The sequence below is a fragment of the Burkholderia sp. IO2 genome (genome assembly GCF_029522185.1).
Taxonomy (GTDB): domain Bacteria; phylum Pseudomonadota; class Gammaproteobacteria; order Burkholderiales; family Burkholderiaceae; genus Burkholderia; species Burkholderia cenocepacia.
Genome location: NZ_JAKWFH010000009.1, coordinates 109848 through 124372, shown reverse-complemented (window position 1 = coordinate 124372; position 14525 = coordinate 109848). Strand labels below are relative to the sequence as shown.

18 protein-coding genes are annotated in these 14525 nt (G+C 67.6%); 5 read left to right on the top strand and 13 right to left on the bottom strand.

Annotated features, from left to right (window positions below):
- Positions 1–13: 13 nt before the first annotated feature.
- From MMB92_RS08105 to MMB92_RS08095, 3 genes are read right to left on the bottom strand one after another with little or no spacing between them, the layout of a single operon-like run.
- Positions 14–1375, bottom strand: coding sequence for an MFS transporter (locus MMB92_RS08105; protein ID WP_277562630.1), 1362 nt, complete (start codon positions 1373–1375; stop codon positions 14–16).
- Positions 1372–1602: a DUF2783 domain-containing protein gene (locus MMB92_RS08100; RefSeq protein ID WP_006484941.1), complete on the bottom strand. Its 231-nt coding sequence runs from the start codon at positions 1600–1602 to the stop codon at positions 1372–1374. Before MMB92_RS08100 ends, MMB92_RS08105 begins: the two co-directional genes overlap by 4 nt.
- Positions 1603–1629: 27 nt before the next feature.
- A complete protein-coding gene (locus MMB92_RS08095) occupies positions 1630–3291 on the bottom strand; it encodes an FAD-dependent oxidoreductase (RefSeq protein WP_212066667.1) in 1662 nt (553 codons plus the stop codon).
- A 353-nt stretch (positions 3292–3644) separates the two neighbouring features.
- On the opposite strand from MMB92_RS08095, the gene MMB92_RS08090 reads away from it, so the two are divergent.
- Entirely contained in the window at positions 3645–4448 is an 804-nt protein-coding gene (locus MMB92_RS08090; RefSeq protein WP_006484944.1) for an EAL domain-containing protein, read from the top strand.
- A gap of 191 nt (positions 4449–4639) precedes the next feature.
- Here MMB92_RS08090 and MMB92_RS08085 read toward each other — a convergent pair whose 3' ends face one another.
- Both MMB92_RS08085 and MMB92_RS08080 read right to left on the bottom strand, forming a co-directional pair.
- On the bottom strand, positions 4640–5050 hold the full coding sequence (locus tag MMB92_RS08085; RefSeq protein WP_034200949.1) for a GFA family protein: 411 nt from the start codon (positions 5048–5050) through the stop codon (positions 4640–4642).
- 139 nt (positions 5051–5189) lie between these two features.
- Positions 5190–5981, bottom strand: a complete 792-nt coding sequence (locus MMB92_RS08080; RefSeq protein ID WP_006496710.1) for an IclR family transcriptional regulator — start codon at positions 5979–5981, stop codon at positions 5190–5192.
- A 113-nt stretch (positions 5982–6094) separates the two neighbouring features.
- Here MMB92_RS08080 and MMB92_RS08075 point away from each other — a divergent pair, with 113 nt between their 5' ends.
- Positions 6095–7282 (top strand): acyl-CoA dehydrogenase, encoded by a 1188-nt coding sequence (locus tag MMB92_RS08075; protein WP_006484906.1) that lies wholly within the window; start codon positions 6095–6097, stop codon positions 7280–7282.
- Between the two features lie 125 nt (positions 7283–7407).
- On the opposite strand, the gene MMB92_RS08070 is transcribed toward MMB92_RS08075, so the two are convergent.
- Positions 7408–8046, bottom strand: a complete 639-nt coding sequence (locus MMB92_RS08070) for a peroxiredoxin (RefSeq protein WP_006476788.1) — start codon at positions 8044–8046, stop codon at positions 7408–7410.
- A 318-nt stretch (positions 8047–8364) separates the two neighbouring features.
- Here MMB92_RS08070 and MMB92_RS08065 point away from each other — a divergent pair, with 318 nt between their 5' ends.
- The 3 genes from MMB92_RS08065 (at position 8365) to MMB92_RS08055 (ending at position 9663) form a co-directional block, all read left to right on the top strand.
- Positions 8365–8667 (top strand): YqjD family protein, encoded by a 303-nt coding sequence (locus MMB92_RS08065; RefSeq protein ID WP_006494044.1) that lies wholly within the window; start codon positions 8365–8367, stop codon positions 8665–8667.
- 119 nt (positions 8668–8786) lie between these two features.
- Positions 8787–9176 (top strand): phage holin family protein, encoded by a 390-nt coding sequence (locus tag MMB92_RS08060; protein ID WP_006476790.1) that lies wholly within the window; start codon positions 8787–8789, stop codon positions 9174–9176.
- A 43-nt stretch (positions 9177–9219) separates the two neighbouring features.
- Positions 9220–9663 carry a DUF3318 domain-containing protein gene (locus MMB92_RS08055; protein WP_006484985.1) on the top strand — a complete coding sequence of 148 codons (444 nt, stop codon included), beginning with the start codon at positions 9220–9222 and terminating at the stop codon, positions 9661–9663.
- Positions 9664–9717: 54 nt separating this feature from the next.
- Here MMB92_RS08055 and MMB92_RS08050 read toward each other — a convergent pair whose 3' ends face one another.
- The 7 genes from MMB92_RS08050 to glyA all read right to left on the bottom strand — a co-directional run bounded on the left by MMB92_RS08050 (position 9718) and on the right by glyA (position 14515).
- Positions 9718–10164, bottom strand: coding sequence for a type IV pilin protein (locus tag MMB92_RS08050; RefSeq protein WP_006496711.1), 447 nt, complete (start codon positions 10162–10164; stop codon positions 9718–9720).
- Positions 10161–10688 (bottom strand): pilus assembly protein, encoded by a 528-nt coding sequence (locus MMB92_RS08045; protein WP_185716422.1) that lies wholly within the window; start codon positions 10686–10688, stop codon positions 10161–10163. The genes MMB92_RS08050 and MMB92_RS08045 overlap by 4 nt, the downstream gene beginning before the upstream one ends.
- Positions 10689–10831: 143 nt before the next feature.
- Positions 10832–11668 carry a PilW family protein gene (locus MMB92_RS08040; RefSeq protein ID WP_264835351.1) on the bottom strand — a complete coding sequence of 279 codons (837 nt, stop codon included), beginning with the start codon at positions 11666–11668 and terminating at the stop codon, positions 10832–10834.
- Positions 11658–12047: a hypothetical protein gene (locus tag MMB92_RS08035; protein ID WP_265205138.1), complete on the bottom strand. Its 390-nt coding sequence runs from the start codon at positions 12045–12047 to the stop codon at positions 11658–11660. Before MMB92_RS08035 ends, MMB92_RS08040 begins: the two co-directional genes overlap by 11 nt.
- Positions 12048–12064: 17 nt before the next feature.
- Positions 12065–12628, bottom strand: coding sequence for a GspH/FimT family pseudopilin (locus MMB92_RS08030; protein ID WP_196432892.1), 564 nt, complete (start codon positions 12626–12628; stop codon positions 12065–12067).
- Between the two features lie 153 nt (positions 12629–12781).
- Positions 12782–13261, bottom strand: coding sequence for a transcriptional regulator NrdR (nrdR, locus tag MMB92_RS08025; protein WP_006476792.1), 480 nt, complete (start codon positions 13259–13261; stop codon positions 12782–12784).
- Positions 13262–13267: 6 nt separating this feature from the next.
- Positions 13268–14515, bottom strand: coding sequence for a serine hydroxymethyltransferase (glyA, locus tag MMB92_RS08020; RefSeq protein ID WP_006485003.1), 1248 nt, complete (start codon positions 14513–14515; stop codon positions 13268–13270).
- Positions 14516–14525: the final 10 nt, after the last annotated feature.

Sequence of the window (14525 nt, the reverse complement as noted above, 5' to 3'; positions counted from 1 at the left end):
TTTCCTTTCTCCATCAATTCATCACGGTGTTCGGCGCCTGCGCGCCGCTGCGCCGCGTGACGCCTGCGAGGCCCAGCACGAACAGCGCCGAGCACAGCACGGGCACCGCGGCCGCATGGAACAGCGCGCCGTTCGACCAGTTGAGCGCAATCAGTTGTCCGCCGACGAGCGGCCCGAGCACCGAGCCGATCCGGCCGATGCCGAGGCTCCAGCCGATGCCCGTCGAGCGCAGCGACGTCGGGTAATACTGGCCCGCGAGCGCGTTCACGGCCGGCTGCCCGCCGACCACGCAGAACCCGCCCGCGAACACGACGACCAGCAGCCACGGCAGCGCATGCGCGACCGAGCCGATCAGCCCCACCGACACGGCCGCGCACGCGAAGCACGCGAACAGCACGCGCACGAAGCCGTAACGTTCGATGAACCAGCCGAGCGACAGCGTGCCGATCACGCCGCCCGTCTGCAGCACCGTGCCGACGATCACCGCAGTGCCCGGCGAATAGCCGGCGTCGCGCATCACGGTCGGCAGCCAGTTCGACAGGAAGTACAGGTCGATCAGGTTCATGAAGCTGATCGACCACAGCAGCAGCGTGACCGGCAGGCGGCCATGGCGGAACAGCTCGGCGACCGGCGCGCCGCTTGCCGCGGGTTCGCGCACGACGAGCCGCGTGTTCGCATCGATGCCGGCTTCCGGCGCGAACCGCGCGAGCCAGTCGCGCGCCTGCGCGACACGCCCTTTCAGCACCAGGAACTGCAGCGACTCCGGCAGCCGCGCGACCATCGCGATCGTCAGCACGAGCGGCACCGCGCCGCCGACGAAGAACACCGAACGCCAGCCGAGCGCCGGAATCAGCGCCGCGCTGATGAAGCCGCCGATCGCCGCGCCGAGCGTGAAGCCGCACGACACGATCATCATCCGCTTCACGCGATGCGCGGCCGGGCTGAACTCGCCGACCAGCGCCATCGCGTTCGGCATGATGCAGCCGAGGCCGAGCCCCGTGACGAAGCGCAACGCCATCAGCACGGGGATCGAGCCCGCGAACGGCGTCGCGAGCATCGTCACCGCGAAGAACAGCGTCGAGCCGATCAGCACCGGGCGCCGCCCGATCCGGTCGGCGAGCACCGACAGCCCGAGCGCGCCGAGCAGCATCCCGAACAGGCTCGCGCTGAACACGGGCCCGAGCGCCTGCTTCGGCACGCCCCATTCGGCGATCACGCTCGGCGCGACGTAGCCCATCGCCTGCGCATCGAAACCGTCGATCACGAGGCACAGCCCGCACAGCGCGAGCAGCATCCAGTGAAACCCGGGGCGATGAGTCTCGTCGATCACGCGCTCGACTTCGAGCACGCGCGCGTCGGCCGGCGCCGCGCTCATTGCGCCACCTCGGCGGCCGGATGCACGGGCGGCGTCACGCCCTGGCGTGCGAGCGCCATCGCTTCGCGCAGCACGTCGGCGTCGCCGACCTGGTTCGCGAGCAACAGGATCAGCTTCGCGTTGACGAGCTGGCTGTCGGCGTCGGACAGGTCGCGATGCATGTCGATCAGCGCTTCGTAGAACGCGTCGGGATCGGCCAGGCGCGGGCGGGTGTCGAGTGAGGGCATGACGGTGTCTCCGGTGTCTTGGTCGTATCAGCGTGCGCAGGTCGCGCGCGCCAGTGCGTCGGCAATCGCCTGACGGTCGAGCGTGCGCGTGCGGGCGCAGACGTGCTGGTCGGGACGCAGCAGGTAGAACGTGCCAGGCTGCGCGTCGTAGCGCCGCGCGGCGAGCCCGTCGACGTCCTCCACGACGTCGACGCCGGCGACCGGCTGCGCGTGCCCGGCCGGCACGACGAGCACGGGACGCACCGGCAGCGCGAGCCCGTCGACGGCCTGCGCCAGAGCGGCCGCATCGCCCGGCAATCCGAACAGCACGCCGGTGAAACCGTCGCGCAGATGCTGCAGCAGCCAGCCCGGCGCACCCTGCGCACGCACCGGCGCATCGGCCGCCGCCGCGCCCGGCCGCATCGCGCACGCGAATGCGTCGCCGCCGCGGTCCGGCGTGTTGAGCGGCGAATCGGCCAGCACGGCCGGCACCGACAGGCGCCCGCTGTTCACCAGCTTGCGCGCGAACTCGCAGTCGCGCGCGAGCTTCAGCGTCGCATCGCGGAACACGCGCGACACCGCGCTTTTCGGCGTGATGAAGTCGGTCGAGCGCGTCGAATTGCGAATGTTCTCGTCGGCCGCGAACTCGCGCTCGCTCGCATACGTATCGAGCAGGCGGTCGTGCGCGCGGCCGTCGAGCACCAGCTTCAGCTTCCACGCGAGGTTGTCCGCGTCCTGCACGCCGCTGTTCGCGCCGCGCGCGCCGAACGGCGACACGCCATGCGCGGAGTCGCCCGCGAACAACACGCGGCCGTGCCGGAACGACTCCATCCGCTGGCAGCGGAACGTGTAGACGCTCACCCACTCGAGCTCGAACTCGACGTCCGGCCCGAGCAGCGCGCGCACGCGCGGGATCACGCGCTCCGGCTGCTTCTCGGCGACCGGATCGGCATCCCAGCCGAGCTGGAAGTCGATGCGCCACACGTTGTCCGGCTGACGATGCAGCAGCACCGACTGATTGCGGTGAAACGGCGGGTCGAACCAGAACCAGCGCTCGGTCGGAAACTCCGCCTTCATCTTCACGTCGGCGATCAGGAAGCGGTCCTTGAAGGTGCGGCCGCGGCTCTCGAGGCCCATCATCGTGCGCATCGGGCTGCGCGAACCGTCGGCCGCGATCACGTACTGCGCGCGCAGCGTCGCGACGCCGTCCGGCGTCTCGATCGTCAGCACCGCATGTTCGGCCGACTGGTCGACGCCCGTCACCTTGTGCTTCCAGCGGATGTCGATGTTCGGCAGCTCGAACGCGCGGTCGGCCAGATAGCCTTCGACGTAGTACTGCTGCAGGTTGATGAACGCCGGGCGCGCATGCCCTTCCTCGGGCAGCAGGTCGAATGCGTAAAGCTGCTCGTCCTGCAGGAACACCTTGCCGACGTGCCAGCTCACGCCCTTGTCGACGAAGCGCTCGCCGCAGCCGAGCCGGTCGAAGATCTCCAGCGTGCGCTTCGCGAAGCAGATCGCGCGCGAGCCGGTCGACAACGTGTCGTCGTCGTCGAGCAGCACGACCGGCACGCCCTGTTGCGCGAGGTCGATCGCGGCCGCGAGGCCGACCGGGCCCGCGCCGACGACGACCACCGGGTGGACGGCCGCGTCGTGCGCGCGGGCGCGGTACTCGAACTTCAGCGTCTGGTAATCGATGCTCATGGTCGCCATCCGCGCGTCAACTCCGCCGTGCGCGCACCGCCGCGCCCGTCGTCCCGTCCGTCTCCTGCCGGCGCGCCCGCCCGCCTGTCCTGTCAACCGCCACGTCTCGCTCCTTGCTTCCTGTTGATTCGTGAACGGCGCCGTTTCGCGGCGCCCGCATGCCGCATTTCTTGATCGGCGACAAATCCTTGGATTTACGAATAGTAAAACCAATTACGAATAGTGAAATCAACGTAAACCCTAGGCGTTGGCGCGAGGACGGGATAACCATATGAGTGAAACGCCAAGCCGAGCGCGGCGCGCGCTGCTAATATCAAGTCATGAGGCGGCCCTTTCGGCCGCCATTTTTCCTTCTCACGCCGATGATTCCGCCTACCATCCCCGAGCTGGTCAGCCGTGCCGGGCAACTGCCGTATCTGCGGGAACACCTCGCGCTAGCCGAAGGCGGCACCGCGTGCGCGAATCTGCCCGAGCGCACACTCGCCAGTGCGTACGAGCCGATCTACGACGTGACGATGCCCGGCGCGCCGCAATCGACGTCGTTCGCCGACGCGATCGAGCGCTACGGCGACGAGCTCGGCTTCCAGGCCGTCACACTGGTCACGGGGGCGCAGCACGATCCGGTCGACGCGGCCGTCGACGACCAGACGCTGGTCGCGATCGACCGCCTGTCGCGCGCGCTGCATGCGATCAATTTCTTCGGCGCGCAACGCCACGGGCTGCTGTTCCTGCGCGTGCACGAGCGGCTGCTCAAGAGCGTGAAGTACGACCACGGCAAGCATTTCTCATCGGTGCTGCAGCGCTTCGGGCTGCCGCCCGAGCGGATCGTGATCGAGCTGCCGGCGGTCGCGGTCGCCCACAAGACGTTCCTCGGCTACCTGACGCGCAGCTACCAGCATCACGGTTTCAAGGTCGCGGACAAGCTGCCGGACCCGGGCCGCATCCTCGCGGTCGAATCGGACATGGCGCGCCCCGACTACATCAAGATGGATGCGGGCATCGCGTTGCGCGACGGGATGGTCAAGGCGCTCGTCGCCTATGCGCAGCGCGTGCGGATCCCGCTGATCTTCGACGGCGTCGTCGACGAGACGCAGTGCGAGCTGCTGCGCCAGCACGACGTGCGGTTCATGCAGGGGCCGGTGTTCGCGAAGGTCGTGACGGCCTGAGCGATTCGCGCGGAAGGCGCGCGCGGGGAGCGGCACGCTGGATCGCGGATTCCGGAGTCGTGCTGCTTCGGGAAGCGGGTTTCAGCACGCGGCGTCGCTCGACGCCGGCCGGTTCGCTGTTCGTTCACGCAGAAAGATCGACCGTGCCTGCGCGCGCGATCGACACCGGTGTATCGGCGCGGATGAGCCGCCTATTCTCTTCCACCGTCGTCGTACTTCGGCAAATCGTCGCCGATCTCGACACCCGGCAAACGATCCCGATACCAGACGTGCCACGCCGGACGCAACCGCGACGGTTCGTCGAGCGTCGCGTAGTTGATCTCGACCGTCTGCGGCGCGTCAGCGCGCCGGTATTCGAGTTGCGCGCCGCAACGGCCGCAGAAACGCCGCTCGCCCCATGCGCTCGACGCGTAGACGGTCGGTTCGCCCTGCAGGTATTCGAACGCGTCGATCGGCACCGTTGCCGACGCGACGACCGCCGCGCCGGTCGTGCGCTGACAGAGCCGGCAGTGGCAGAAGCCGGCATCGGTCGGAACGTCGGCGATACGGTAGCGAATCGCGCCGCACGCGCATCCGCCTTCCATCGGTTCGGGGTGCGCCATCGCAGACCTCGTCGTCGGTAAGCAGGCGAACGATGATGAGCGCGGTTCGCCCGTCGCGCAATACGCCACCGCGCCGCCTCTCCATCCGCCGCGCACGAGCCGATTGCCGCGCGGCGGCAACAGCCCACGCACGCGTGGCTCAGACCGTCTGGCCGAGCCGCTGCGCGAGCGCCTTCAGTTGCGGCCCGACCTGCGTGCGAAACACGCCCTCGTCCATCGACGACGCCGGGCCGCTGCAGCTCAGGATCAGCCAGCGTCCCTCGCGCGGCTCGCGAAACGGCACGGCCGCCGCGTTCACGTCCATGTGCCACGCACGGAACGAATAACAGCACCCGCCCGACGAAAATTCGGCCACCGCCTGCTGCGCGGCGGCGACGAGCGCATCGGCGTCGGCCGCGCCGCCGGCCGCACGATGCAGCTCGGCATAGAGCGCGCGGCGCACGTCCTCCGGCTGCACGGCCAGGTACGCGCGCCCCATCGAGCTCGTCAGCATCGACAGCCGCGAACCGGGCGCGAGCCCGAGCGTCAAGGCGGTCTCGCTGCGGATCGTCTCCAGATAGATCATGTCGAGCCCGTCGCGGCAGCCGAGCGACACGGCCGCGCCGATCTCCCGCGCGAGCGCCTGCATGTGCGGCCGCGCGAGATCGATCGTCCCGGAGCCCGACAGCAGCGCGTAGCCGAGCGACAGCACGCCGGCGTCCAGCGCATACTTGCCGAGCGTCTCGTCGTAGCGCAGATAGCCGAGCACGGTCAGCGTATAGGCGAGCCGGTTCACCGTCGCCTTCGGCAGCCCCGTGCGTTCCGCGAAATCGCGATTGCCCAGCATCGTCTCGCCGGGGCGGAAGGCGCGCAGCAGGTCGAGCCCGCGCGCGAGCGCGACGACGAACTTGCGCTCGTCGATCGTGGTGTCGTCGATGGTTGAAAGTGTCATCCGGTGCTACACTGGGTTCGATTTGCAAAACATTGTTCCGCACAGCGGAACGCGAGTCAAGCAAACTTTGACACGGGGCCGGCTCGAAGACCGGACCAACAGGAGATGAGACGATGAGTGCTGCAACTTTTCATTGGGACGATCCGCTGCTGCTCGACCAGCAACTGACCGAGGAAGAGCGGATGGTCCGCGATGCCGCGCAGGCGTATGCACAGGACAAGCTCGCGCCGCGCGTCACCGAAGCGTTCCGCCACGAACGCACCGACGCGGCCATCTTTCGCGAGATGGGCGAGGTCGGCCTGCTCGGTCCGACGATTCCCGAGGAATACGGCGGCCCCGGCCTCAACTACGTGAGCTACGGGCTGATCGCGCGCGAAGTCGAGCGCGTCGATTCCGGCTACCGGTCGATGATGTCCGTGCAATCGTCGCTCGTGATGGTGCCGATCTTCGAATTCGGCTCGGACGCGCAAAAGCAGAAATACCTGCCGAAGCTCGCGAGCGGCGAATGGATCGGCTGCTTCGGCCTGACCGAGCCGAACCACGGCTCCGATCCCGGCAGCATGGTCACGCGCGCGAAGAAGGTGCCCGGCGGCTATTCGCTGTCCGGCGCGAAGATGTGGATCACCAACTCGCCGATCGCCGACGTGTTCGTCGTCTGGGCGAAGCTCGAAGAGAACGGCAAGGACGCGATCCGCGGCTTCATCCTCGAGAAGGGCTGGAAGGGCCTGTCGGCGCCGGCGATCCACGGCAAGGTCGGGCTGCGCGCCTCGATCACCGGCGAGATCGTCCTCGACGAGGTGTTCGTGCCGGACGAGAACCTGATGCCGAACGTGAGCGGCCTGCGCGGCCCGTTCACGTGCCTGAACTCGGCGCGCTACGGGATCGCGTGGGGTGCGCTCGGCGCCGCCGAGTCCTGCTGGCACACCGCGCGCCAGTACGTGCTCGACCGCCAGCAGTTCGGCCGGCCGCTCGCCGCGAACCAGCTGATCCAGAAGAAGCTCGCCGACATGCAGACCGAAATCACGCTCGGCCTGCAAGGCGTGCTGCGCCTCGGCCGGATGAAGGACGAAGGCACGGCCGCCGTCGAGATCACGTCGATCATGAAGCGCAACTCGTGCGGCAAGGCGCTCGACATCGCCCGCCTCGCGCGCGACATGCTCGGCGGCAACGGCATCTCCGACGAATTCGGCGTCGCGCGCCACCTCGTGAACCTCGAGGTGGTCAATACGTACGAAGGCACGCACGACATCCACGCGCTGATCCTCGGCCGCGCGCAGACGGGCATCCAGGCATTCTTCTGATGATCCGGCCATGACGCACGCGGCAGCGTTGCCGCGCACGCGCACGCCGCCAAGGAAAAAGCCCGCCCGGCATCGCTGCCGGGCGGGCTTTTTTCAGCGGAGCCGCGGCTGCGGGCCGCCGATGCTTACTTGTTCGGCTGCGGCGTCAGGCGCAGATACGGACGCACCGCGTTGAAGCCCTTCGGGAAGCGCTTCTTCAGTTCTTCCGGATCCTGCAGCGACGGGACGATCACGACGTCGTCGCCATCCTTCCAGTTGCCGGGCGTCGCGACCTTGTAATTGTCGGTCAGTTGCAGCGAATCGATCACGCGCAGCACTTCGTCGAAGTTGCGCCCCGTGCTGGCCGGATAGGTGATCGTGAGCCGGACCTTCTTGTTCGGGTCGATCACGAACAGCGAACGCACCGTCAGCGTTTCGTTCGCGTTCGGGTGAATCATGTCGTACAGCTGCGACACCTTGCGGTCCGCGTCGGCGATGATCGGGAAGCCCACGACCGTCGACTGCGTTTCGTTGATGTCGTTGATCCAGCCCTTGTGCGATTCGACGCCGTCGACCGACAGCGCGATCACCTTCACGTTGCGTTTCTCGAATTCGCCCTTCAGCTTCGAGGTCAGCCCGAGTTCGGTCGTGCACACCGGCGTGTAGTCGGCCGGATGGGAGAACAGGACACCCCAGCTGTTGCCGAGCCACTCGTGAAACTTGATCGTGCCCAGGCTCGATTCCTGCTCGAAATCCGGTGCGATGTCGCCAAGACGCAGACTCATGATGTTCCCTCCTCGAACGATGCTGGTTGAAACCGCGCGCTGGACAGCGCGGGGCAGTCCATCAGCTTACGGGAAGCAATGGGCCGTGCGAACGATTATTCCGTTTGATATTCATACTTTTTTGTCATTTTTACCCGGCGTCGTGGCAGGACGGCGGGCTGGAGAGGAAACTTTTCAACCCGTTTGCCGCTCTGTTCATGATTACAAGTCGTTTACCATGCAGTCTTGCGCTGCCGCCGTGTGTCTTCCCGGCTCGCCAGCAGGCAGGGGTTTCGCTACGATGTGAACCTGCAGCATGACAGCACGAAGGGAGTTGCAATGTCGGAAATCAACAAGGAGAAACTGATGTCGGATATCAAAACCGTTCTCTCGGACGCCGAAGACCTGCTCAAGCAAGCTGCGAGCAGCACGGGCGACCGTGCGGCCGAGCTGCGCGAGAAGGCCATGTCGCGCCTCAAGCAGGCCAAGGAAAAGGCAGCCGACGTCCAGGTCGTGGTGGTCGAGAAAGGCAAGAAGGCCGCGCGCGCGACCGACGACTACGTGCACGAGCATCCGTGGACGTCGATCGGCGTGGCCGCCGGCGTCGGCGTGCTGATCGGCCTGCTGATCAACCGCAAGTAACGCGCTCTGCGCCGTTTCGTCCCGCAGGCCGCATGTGCGGCCCGCGGGCGTCGAAGCCTGCCGGTCTGCGCCGGCCGGCTTTGTCCTAGCTGCTCACTGCACGCGCAAGCACCTCATCCATGACGACAGACACCCACTCGCAGCCGTCCGGTCAAGGACCGCTGCGCCGCCTCGTCGGCTCCGCCATCGGCCTTCTGCAGACGCGCCTCGAACTGGTGGGCATCGAGCTTGCCGAGGAGAAGGAGCGCCTGATGGGCGTGCTGTTCCTCGGTCTCGCCGCGATGATGCTCGCGACGATGGCGCTTATCAGCCTGACCGTGCTGATCGCGATCGCGTTCTGGGATACCTACCGCTGGCAGGCGCTCGCCGCGATCACCGCACTGTATGCCGTTGGCGGCATCGTATGCGCGCTGAAGGCGCGTTCGGGCCTGCGCGACGCGCCGACCGTGTTCGAGGCGACGCTCGCCGAACTCGAGAAAGACCGCGACCTGTTCCGCGGCAAGCCGTGAACGCCCTCGCGCTCATCCCTCTCACCTACTTCGCCGACGCGCCATGAGCCAGAACATCACGGGCAATCCATCCCGCTCCCATTCGTCGCGATCGCACTGGAGTGCGTCGCAGCACCGCGCGCTCCGCAAGGAATTGCTGATCCTGCGATCCGAAGTCGAGCGGCTCGAACTCGCGGAAGCCGCCGCCGAAATGCGTCAGGCCGTCACGCGCTTCAGTTGGCTCAAGGTGTTCATCCCCGGCCTGTCCTCGCACAAGTTCGGCCAGTCGGCCAAGAACCTGAACGCAAGCCTCGGCCAGCTCGTCAACCAGTATCCGATGCTGAGTTCGCTCGCGTCGCTCGTGCTGGCGAAGCCCGTCCGCTCGCTGCTGCGCGCGAGCGCGGGCCCCGCGTTGAAGTGGGGCACGCTCGGCTTCGCCGCATGGGAGGTCTACCGGATCTGGAAGCAGTCCCGCGACGAGCGCGGGCTCGACGCACACGACGACTGATCGTCGGCACTTCGCGCGCACGGCCATGCGCCGCTCCGCGCCTTTCTTGCGAGCTCAGCGCACGCCCCAGCACGCAGCACCCGGTTCGTCGGCGCCATCGCTTCCTGCGTTGCCTTTCGTTCCGTCCGAGCGCAGCGTGAACGTGCCGCATGCATCGTCGCGCATCGGCCCGGTGTCGAGCGGCGTCGCCGTCAGTTCATAGCTCACCGGCGAACCGTCGCCGTCCGGCCGTCCGAGCGTCAATCGATACACGGCGTGCCCGTCCGGCGGCGCGTGTGCGAGCGCGTCCGGCAACGCCGCAGGCGGCGCACCGTCCAACGTTTCAAGATACTGGGCCGCACGGTACAGCGCGGACACCGCCGACGCGCGGTGAACGCGCACGACATGTTCGCGATACGACGGGATACCCCATCCGGCCAGCACGGCGACGATCGCAAGCACGATCATCAGCTCGATCAGCGTGAACCCTGCCGCGCGGCAGATAGGCAGGCGGCCGCTCATCGGAGCACCGTCGCGACACGACGCCAATGCAGCCCGACGATATGGCCGTCGCGTATCGCAACCTGGTGTTGCAGCCACACAGCGCTCGATGCGTGCGCGCCGACGCCACGCGCGGTAATCAAGTAAGCGCGGCCGCCGGCCTGCCCTGCCGGACGCCGCCATGCCTCGATCAGACATCGCGGCGGCTGCGCGGCCATCGGCCAGCCGGCAAATGGCGCGAACGCCTCGGGAGCCGCCAGCGGCGGCATGCGCCGCCATGCGTCGGGCTCCGCGTGCGATTCGCTTTCGTTCATATAAGGCGCCGAGCCGCGCAGCAATCGCGCGGTGCACGCGGCAAGCGCGGCATCGGCCGCGTGGAACGCGATCAATCGATCCGACAATGCGCGTGTGCGGCGCGACTCCGTCAGCGCGGCGTCGAACCATGTGCCGGTCAGTGCCGCGACCGCTGCGCCGACCGCGATCACCGCAGGCAACGCAAGGCCCGCATCGCGACGCCCGGCGCGGCGGGCGGGTCGGAGACGCATGTGCGGCTCGCGCGGGCTCGCCGCCGGAACGCCAACGCACGCGGTCTGCTGCCGTTCGTCGTCATTTGCGGCGGTGCGCTCATGGGCGTGGCCGGCCTTCGTGCGCCGGGAGAGGTCGTCCCGCGCGTGCTGCGCTGCTCCGCTCATCGCGCCGCCTCGCTTGCTTGAGTTGCGTCATGCAACGCAGCATCGGACGCGACAGCGACGTTCCGCACCGCGACGATGCGATCGAGCGTCAAACGTGCGTGGCCGTCCGGTGCAACGGCCACGCGACCGTCACAGTCGATATGCGGCGTCGGTTCGCGCACTGGTTCGCCGCGCGCCCGCACGCAGACATGCACGGCCACGACATCGCGCCAGTCGTCGGCACGCATCGCATCGGCATCGACGAACCGCATGGCGTCGCGACGCAAATAGCGGATGCGCAACTGATCGATTCCGGCCACCACGGGCTGTGGCGTACCCGGACGGCCGCTTCCTTCGCAATACAGTTCGGGCTCGCCCGTCGACGGGCTGACATGCGCGTCGAAGCGATTCTCCACCGGCGCAGGGTCACCCGGCACACCGACACCCTGCCCAAGGCAATCCGACGCCTGACCGCTCACCGTCGTCCACGTCGAGACGGCATCGCCGGCATACCGGACCAGCAACGCGTCCGACGACAGACGCGCGGGCTCGCAGCGCACCTGTGCGCCGCTACCGCGCACGCGCGCCATCGAGCAGCCGAACACCGATGGCAACGACGATGATGTCGCTTCGGCATCGAGCGGCCGGAATCCGGCCATCTGGATCTGCTGACCGATCAGCATCAGCGCGGTCGCGGCCGCGTCGCGCATCCTGAACCCGTCTTCCGCGCGACGCTGCGCAATGCGCTGCGCGTGGTACAGCGCACCGGCCGCCGCAAGCACGAGGAGCCCGACGGTCATCGCGATCAGCACTTCGAGCAGCGTATGGCCGCGCGTACGACGATCAGCGTTCATCCGCCACCCCGTCGCGAAACGGCATCCGGACACACGATGGCGGCTGCATCGACGTCCCCGTCGCCTCGCAGCGCGACGACGCACCTCCATTCCCGCCACGCCAGCCGACAACCGCGTAACGGACGCCACCCGGCCCGCCATCGAGCGTCATCGCGCCACCCGGCAACGATGCCGCCGCCAGCGCCGCGAGGCCGTCGTCGGCGGCCGCCGCGGCATGCAGACGCTCGATACGTGCATCGGCCAGCCACAGCGCGCGTTCGCGCCAGATCGTCGCACGCTGCGCGCGCGCCATCGCGAGCTGGCTGCCGACCACTGCCAGCATCACGGTCGCGAGCAGCGCGATGGCCAGTGTCGCCTCGATCAACGATGTACCGCGCATGGCATTGCGCATGGCGATCACGCCGCGCCGCAGCGGCCGGCGACCATCCGCGCGCGGCCGCCCGCAGCAATCCGCACGCAACGCGACACGCGCGTATCGTCGGCCGCGGACACACCGCGCCGCGGGCGCAATTCGAAACGCCGGATTCCGCCGATCGATTGACCGGCCGGTGGCGCAAACGCGAGCTCGTGCGCCGCGCCCGTGACGGCCACTTCGGAATCGCGCGGATAGCGGCGCAGCACACGCGAGCGCCCGTCGACCTGCCCGCTGACGATCCAGTCGCACGACCATTCGGCCGGATCGCACCGCTCGCCGGCACGCAGACAGGCGCCGTCGCGCCCGGCGCGGCACAGCGTGACGCGCGCGCCGAGACGCGTTGCCTCGGTACGCGCAAACGACAGCGCACCGAGCAGCGCGCGCGAGCGGGCATCCACGCGTTCGCGCATGCGCCACTGCTCGAACGTGGGCACCGCATAGAGCGCAAGCCCCGCTGCCAGCGACATGGCCACCATCAACTCGACGAGCGTGAATCCGCCCGCTCGTTGCACCACATTCTTCAAGGGTTGAGCGCCCCGTTCCATCGCAATCGTCCTCCGCCACGGTGATGCGACGACTGTAGCGGCGCGTGCAAACGCGCGCCATTTGCCGAACGGCCGACTGGCGACATGCGATCGCGACCGACACAATCGGCGCGAATCGAACCAACGGAGCAGACGATGAACGGACGCAGCGCGTCAGCGCTTACGTGGGGTCTTGGCGGGAGAGGCGCGACGGAACTCTTCGATCACGTCGGCAAATTCGGAAACGTCCTCGAACCGGCGATACACCGATGCGAAGCGGACATAGGCGATCGTATCGAGGCCGCGCAACTCGTTCATCACGAGTTCGCCCAGCTTCTCGCTACGCACTTCGCGCTCGCCGGTCGCGAGCAGTTGATATTCGATGCGGGCGACCGCCGCGTCGATCGCGTCGGCGGCAACCGGCCGCTTGCGCAGCGCGAGTTGCATGCTGGCGACGATCTTGCGACGGTCGAATTCGGTGCGGCTGCCGTCCTTCTTCACGACGAACGGCAGGGACAACTCGACCCGCTCGTACGTCGTAAAGCGCTTGTCGCAAGCCGAGCAGCGACGGCGCCGCCGGATCGCGGCGCCATCCTCGGACACGCGCGAGTCAACGACCTGCGTGTCGTCATGCCGGCAGAACGGGCAGCGCATCGGCGATCAGCGATAGACCGGGAAACGCTTGGTCAGCTCGGCGACCTGCGCGCGCACGCGCTCGATCGTCGCTGCGTCTTCCGGGTTCTCCAGCACGTCGGCGATCAGGTTGCCGACCTGCTCGGCTTCCGCCGGCCCGAAGCCGCGCGTCGTCATCGCCGGCGAGCCGAGACGGATGCCGCTCGTCACGAACGGCTTTTCCGGGTCGTTCGGAATCGCGTTCTTGTTCACCGTGATGTGCGCCGCGCCGAGCGCCGCTTCCGCCGCCTTGCCCGTGATGTGCTTCGCGCGCAGGTCCACCAGCATCACGTGGCTTTCCGTACGGCCCGACACGATCCGCAGCCCGCGCTTGACCAGCGTTTCGGCCAGCACGCGTGCGTTCTCGACCACCTTCTGCTGGTATTCCTTGAACTCCGGCGACAGCGCTTCCTTGAACGCCACCGCCTTCGCCGCGATCACGTGCATCAGCGGGCCGCCCTGGATCCCCGGGAAGATCGCCGAGTTGATCGGCTTCTCGTATTCCGCCTTCATCAGGATCACGCCGCCGCGCGGGCCGCGCAGGCTCTTGTGCGTCGTCGTCGTCACGAAATCCGCGTGCGGCACCGGGTTCGGGTACACACCCGCCGCGATCAGGCCTGCGTAGTGCGCCATGTCGACCATCAGGTATGCGCCGACCGACTTCGCGATCTTCGCCAGACGCTCGAAATCGATCTTCAGCGCGAATGCCGATGCGCCCGCGACGATCAGCTTCGGCTTGTGTTCGTTCGCCAGCTTCTCGGCCGCGTCGTAGTCGATGTCTTCGTTCTCGTTCAGGCCGTAGCTCACCACGTTGAACCACTTGCCCGACATGTTCACCGGCGAGCCGTGCGTCAGGTGGCCGCCGTGCGCGAGGCTCATGCCCATGATCGTGTCGCCCGGCTTGAGCATCGCGAAGAACACGCCCTGGTTCGCCTGCGAACCCGAATTCGGCTGCACGTTCGCCGCTTCCGCGCCGAACAACTGCTTCACGCGGTCGATCGCCAACTGCTCGACCACGTCCACGTACTCGCAACCGCCGTAGTAGCGCTTGCCCGGATACCCTTCCGCGTACTTGTTCGTGAGCTGCGAACCCTGCGCGGCCATCACGGCCGGGCTCGTGTAGTTTTCCGACGCGATCAGCTCGATGTGATCTTCCTGGCGGCGGTTTTCCTGCTCGATCGCTGCAAAGATTTCGGGATCGACGTTCGCGATGGTGCTTTGGGCTCTGTCAAACATACGGTTTCCG

Coding starts and splice junctions, on each gene's coding strand:
- MMB92_RS08105 (WP_277562630.1), bottom strand. CDS start 1,375: ATGAGCGCGGCGCCGGCCGACGCGCGCGTGCTCGAAGTCGAGCGCGTG.
- MMB92_RS08100 (WP_006484941.1), bottom strand. CDS start 1,602: ATGCCCTCACTCGACACCCGCCCGCGCCTGGCCGATCCCGACGCGTTC.
- MMB92_RS08095 (WP_212066667.1), bottom strand. CDS start 3,291: ATGGCGACCATGAGCATCGATTACCAGACGCTGAAGTTCGAGTACCGC.
- MMB92_RS08090 (WP_006484944.1), top strand. CDS start 3,645: ATGATTCCGCCTACCATCCCCGAGCTGGTCAGCCGTGCCGGGCAACTG.
- MMB92_RS08085 (WP_034200949.1), bottom strand. CDS start 5,050: ATGGCGCACCCCGAACCGATGGAAGGCGGATGCGCGTGCGGCGCGATT.
- MMB92_RS08080 (WP_006496710.1), bottom strand. CDS start 5,981: ATGACACTTTCAACCATCGACGACACCACGATCGACGAGCGCAAGTTC.
- MMB92_RS08075 (WP_006484906.1), top strand. CDS start 6,095: ATGAGTGCTGCAACTTTTCATTGGGACGATCCGCTGCTGCTCGACCAG.
- MMB92_RS08070 (WP_006476788.1), bottom strand. CDS start 8,046: ATGAGTCTGCGTCTTGGCGACATCGCACCGGATTTCGAGCAGGAATCG.
- MMB92_RS08065 (WP_006494044.1), top strand. CDS start 8,365: ATGTCGGAAATCAACAAGGAGAAACTGATGTCGGATATCAAAACCGTT.
- MMB92_RS08060 (WP_006476790.1), top strand. CDS start 8,787: ATGACGACAGACACCCACTCGCAGCCGTCCGGTCAAGGACCGCTGCGC.
- MMB92_RS08055 (WP_006484985.1), top strand. CDS start 9,220: ATGAGCCAGAACATCACGGGCAATCCATCCCGCTCCCATTCGTCGCGA.
- MMB92_RS08050 (WP_006496711.1), bottom strand. CDS start 10,164: ATGAGCGGCCGCCTGCCTATCTGCCGCGCGGCAGGGTTCACGCTGATC.
- MMB92_RS08045 (WP_185716422.1), bottom strand. CDS start 10,688: ATGCGTCTCCGACCCGCCCGCCGCGCCGGGCGTCGCGATGCGGGCCTT.
- MMB92_RS08040 (WP_264835351.1), bottom strand. CDS start 11,668: ATGAACGCTGATCGTCGTACGCGCGGCCATACGCTGCTCGAAGTGCTG.
- MMB92_RS08035 (WP_265205138.1), bottom strand. CDS start 12,047: ATGCGCGGTACATCGTTGATCGAGGCGACACTGGCCATCGCGCTGCTC.
- MMB92_RS08030 (WP_196432892.1), bottom strand. CDS start 12,628: ATGGAACGGGGCGCTCAACCCTTGAAGAATGTGGTGCAACGAGCGGGC.
- nrdR (WP_006476792.1), bottom strand. CDS start 13,261: ATGCGCTGCCCGTTCTGCCGGCATGACGACACGCAGGTCGTTGACTCG.
- glyA (WP_006485003.1), bottom strand. CDS start 14,515: ATGTTTGACAGAGCCCAAAGCACCATCGCGAACGTCGATCCCGAAATC.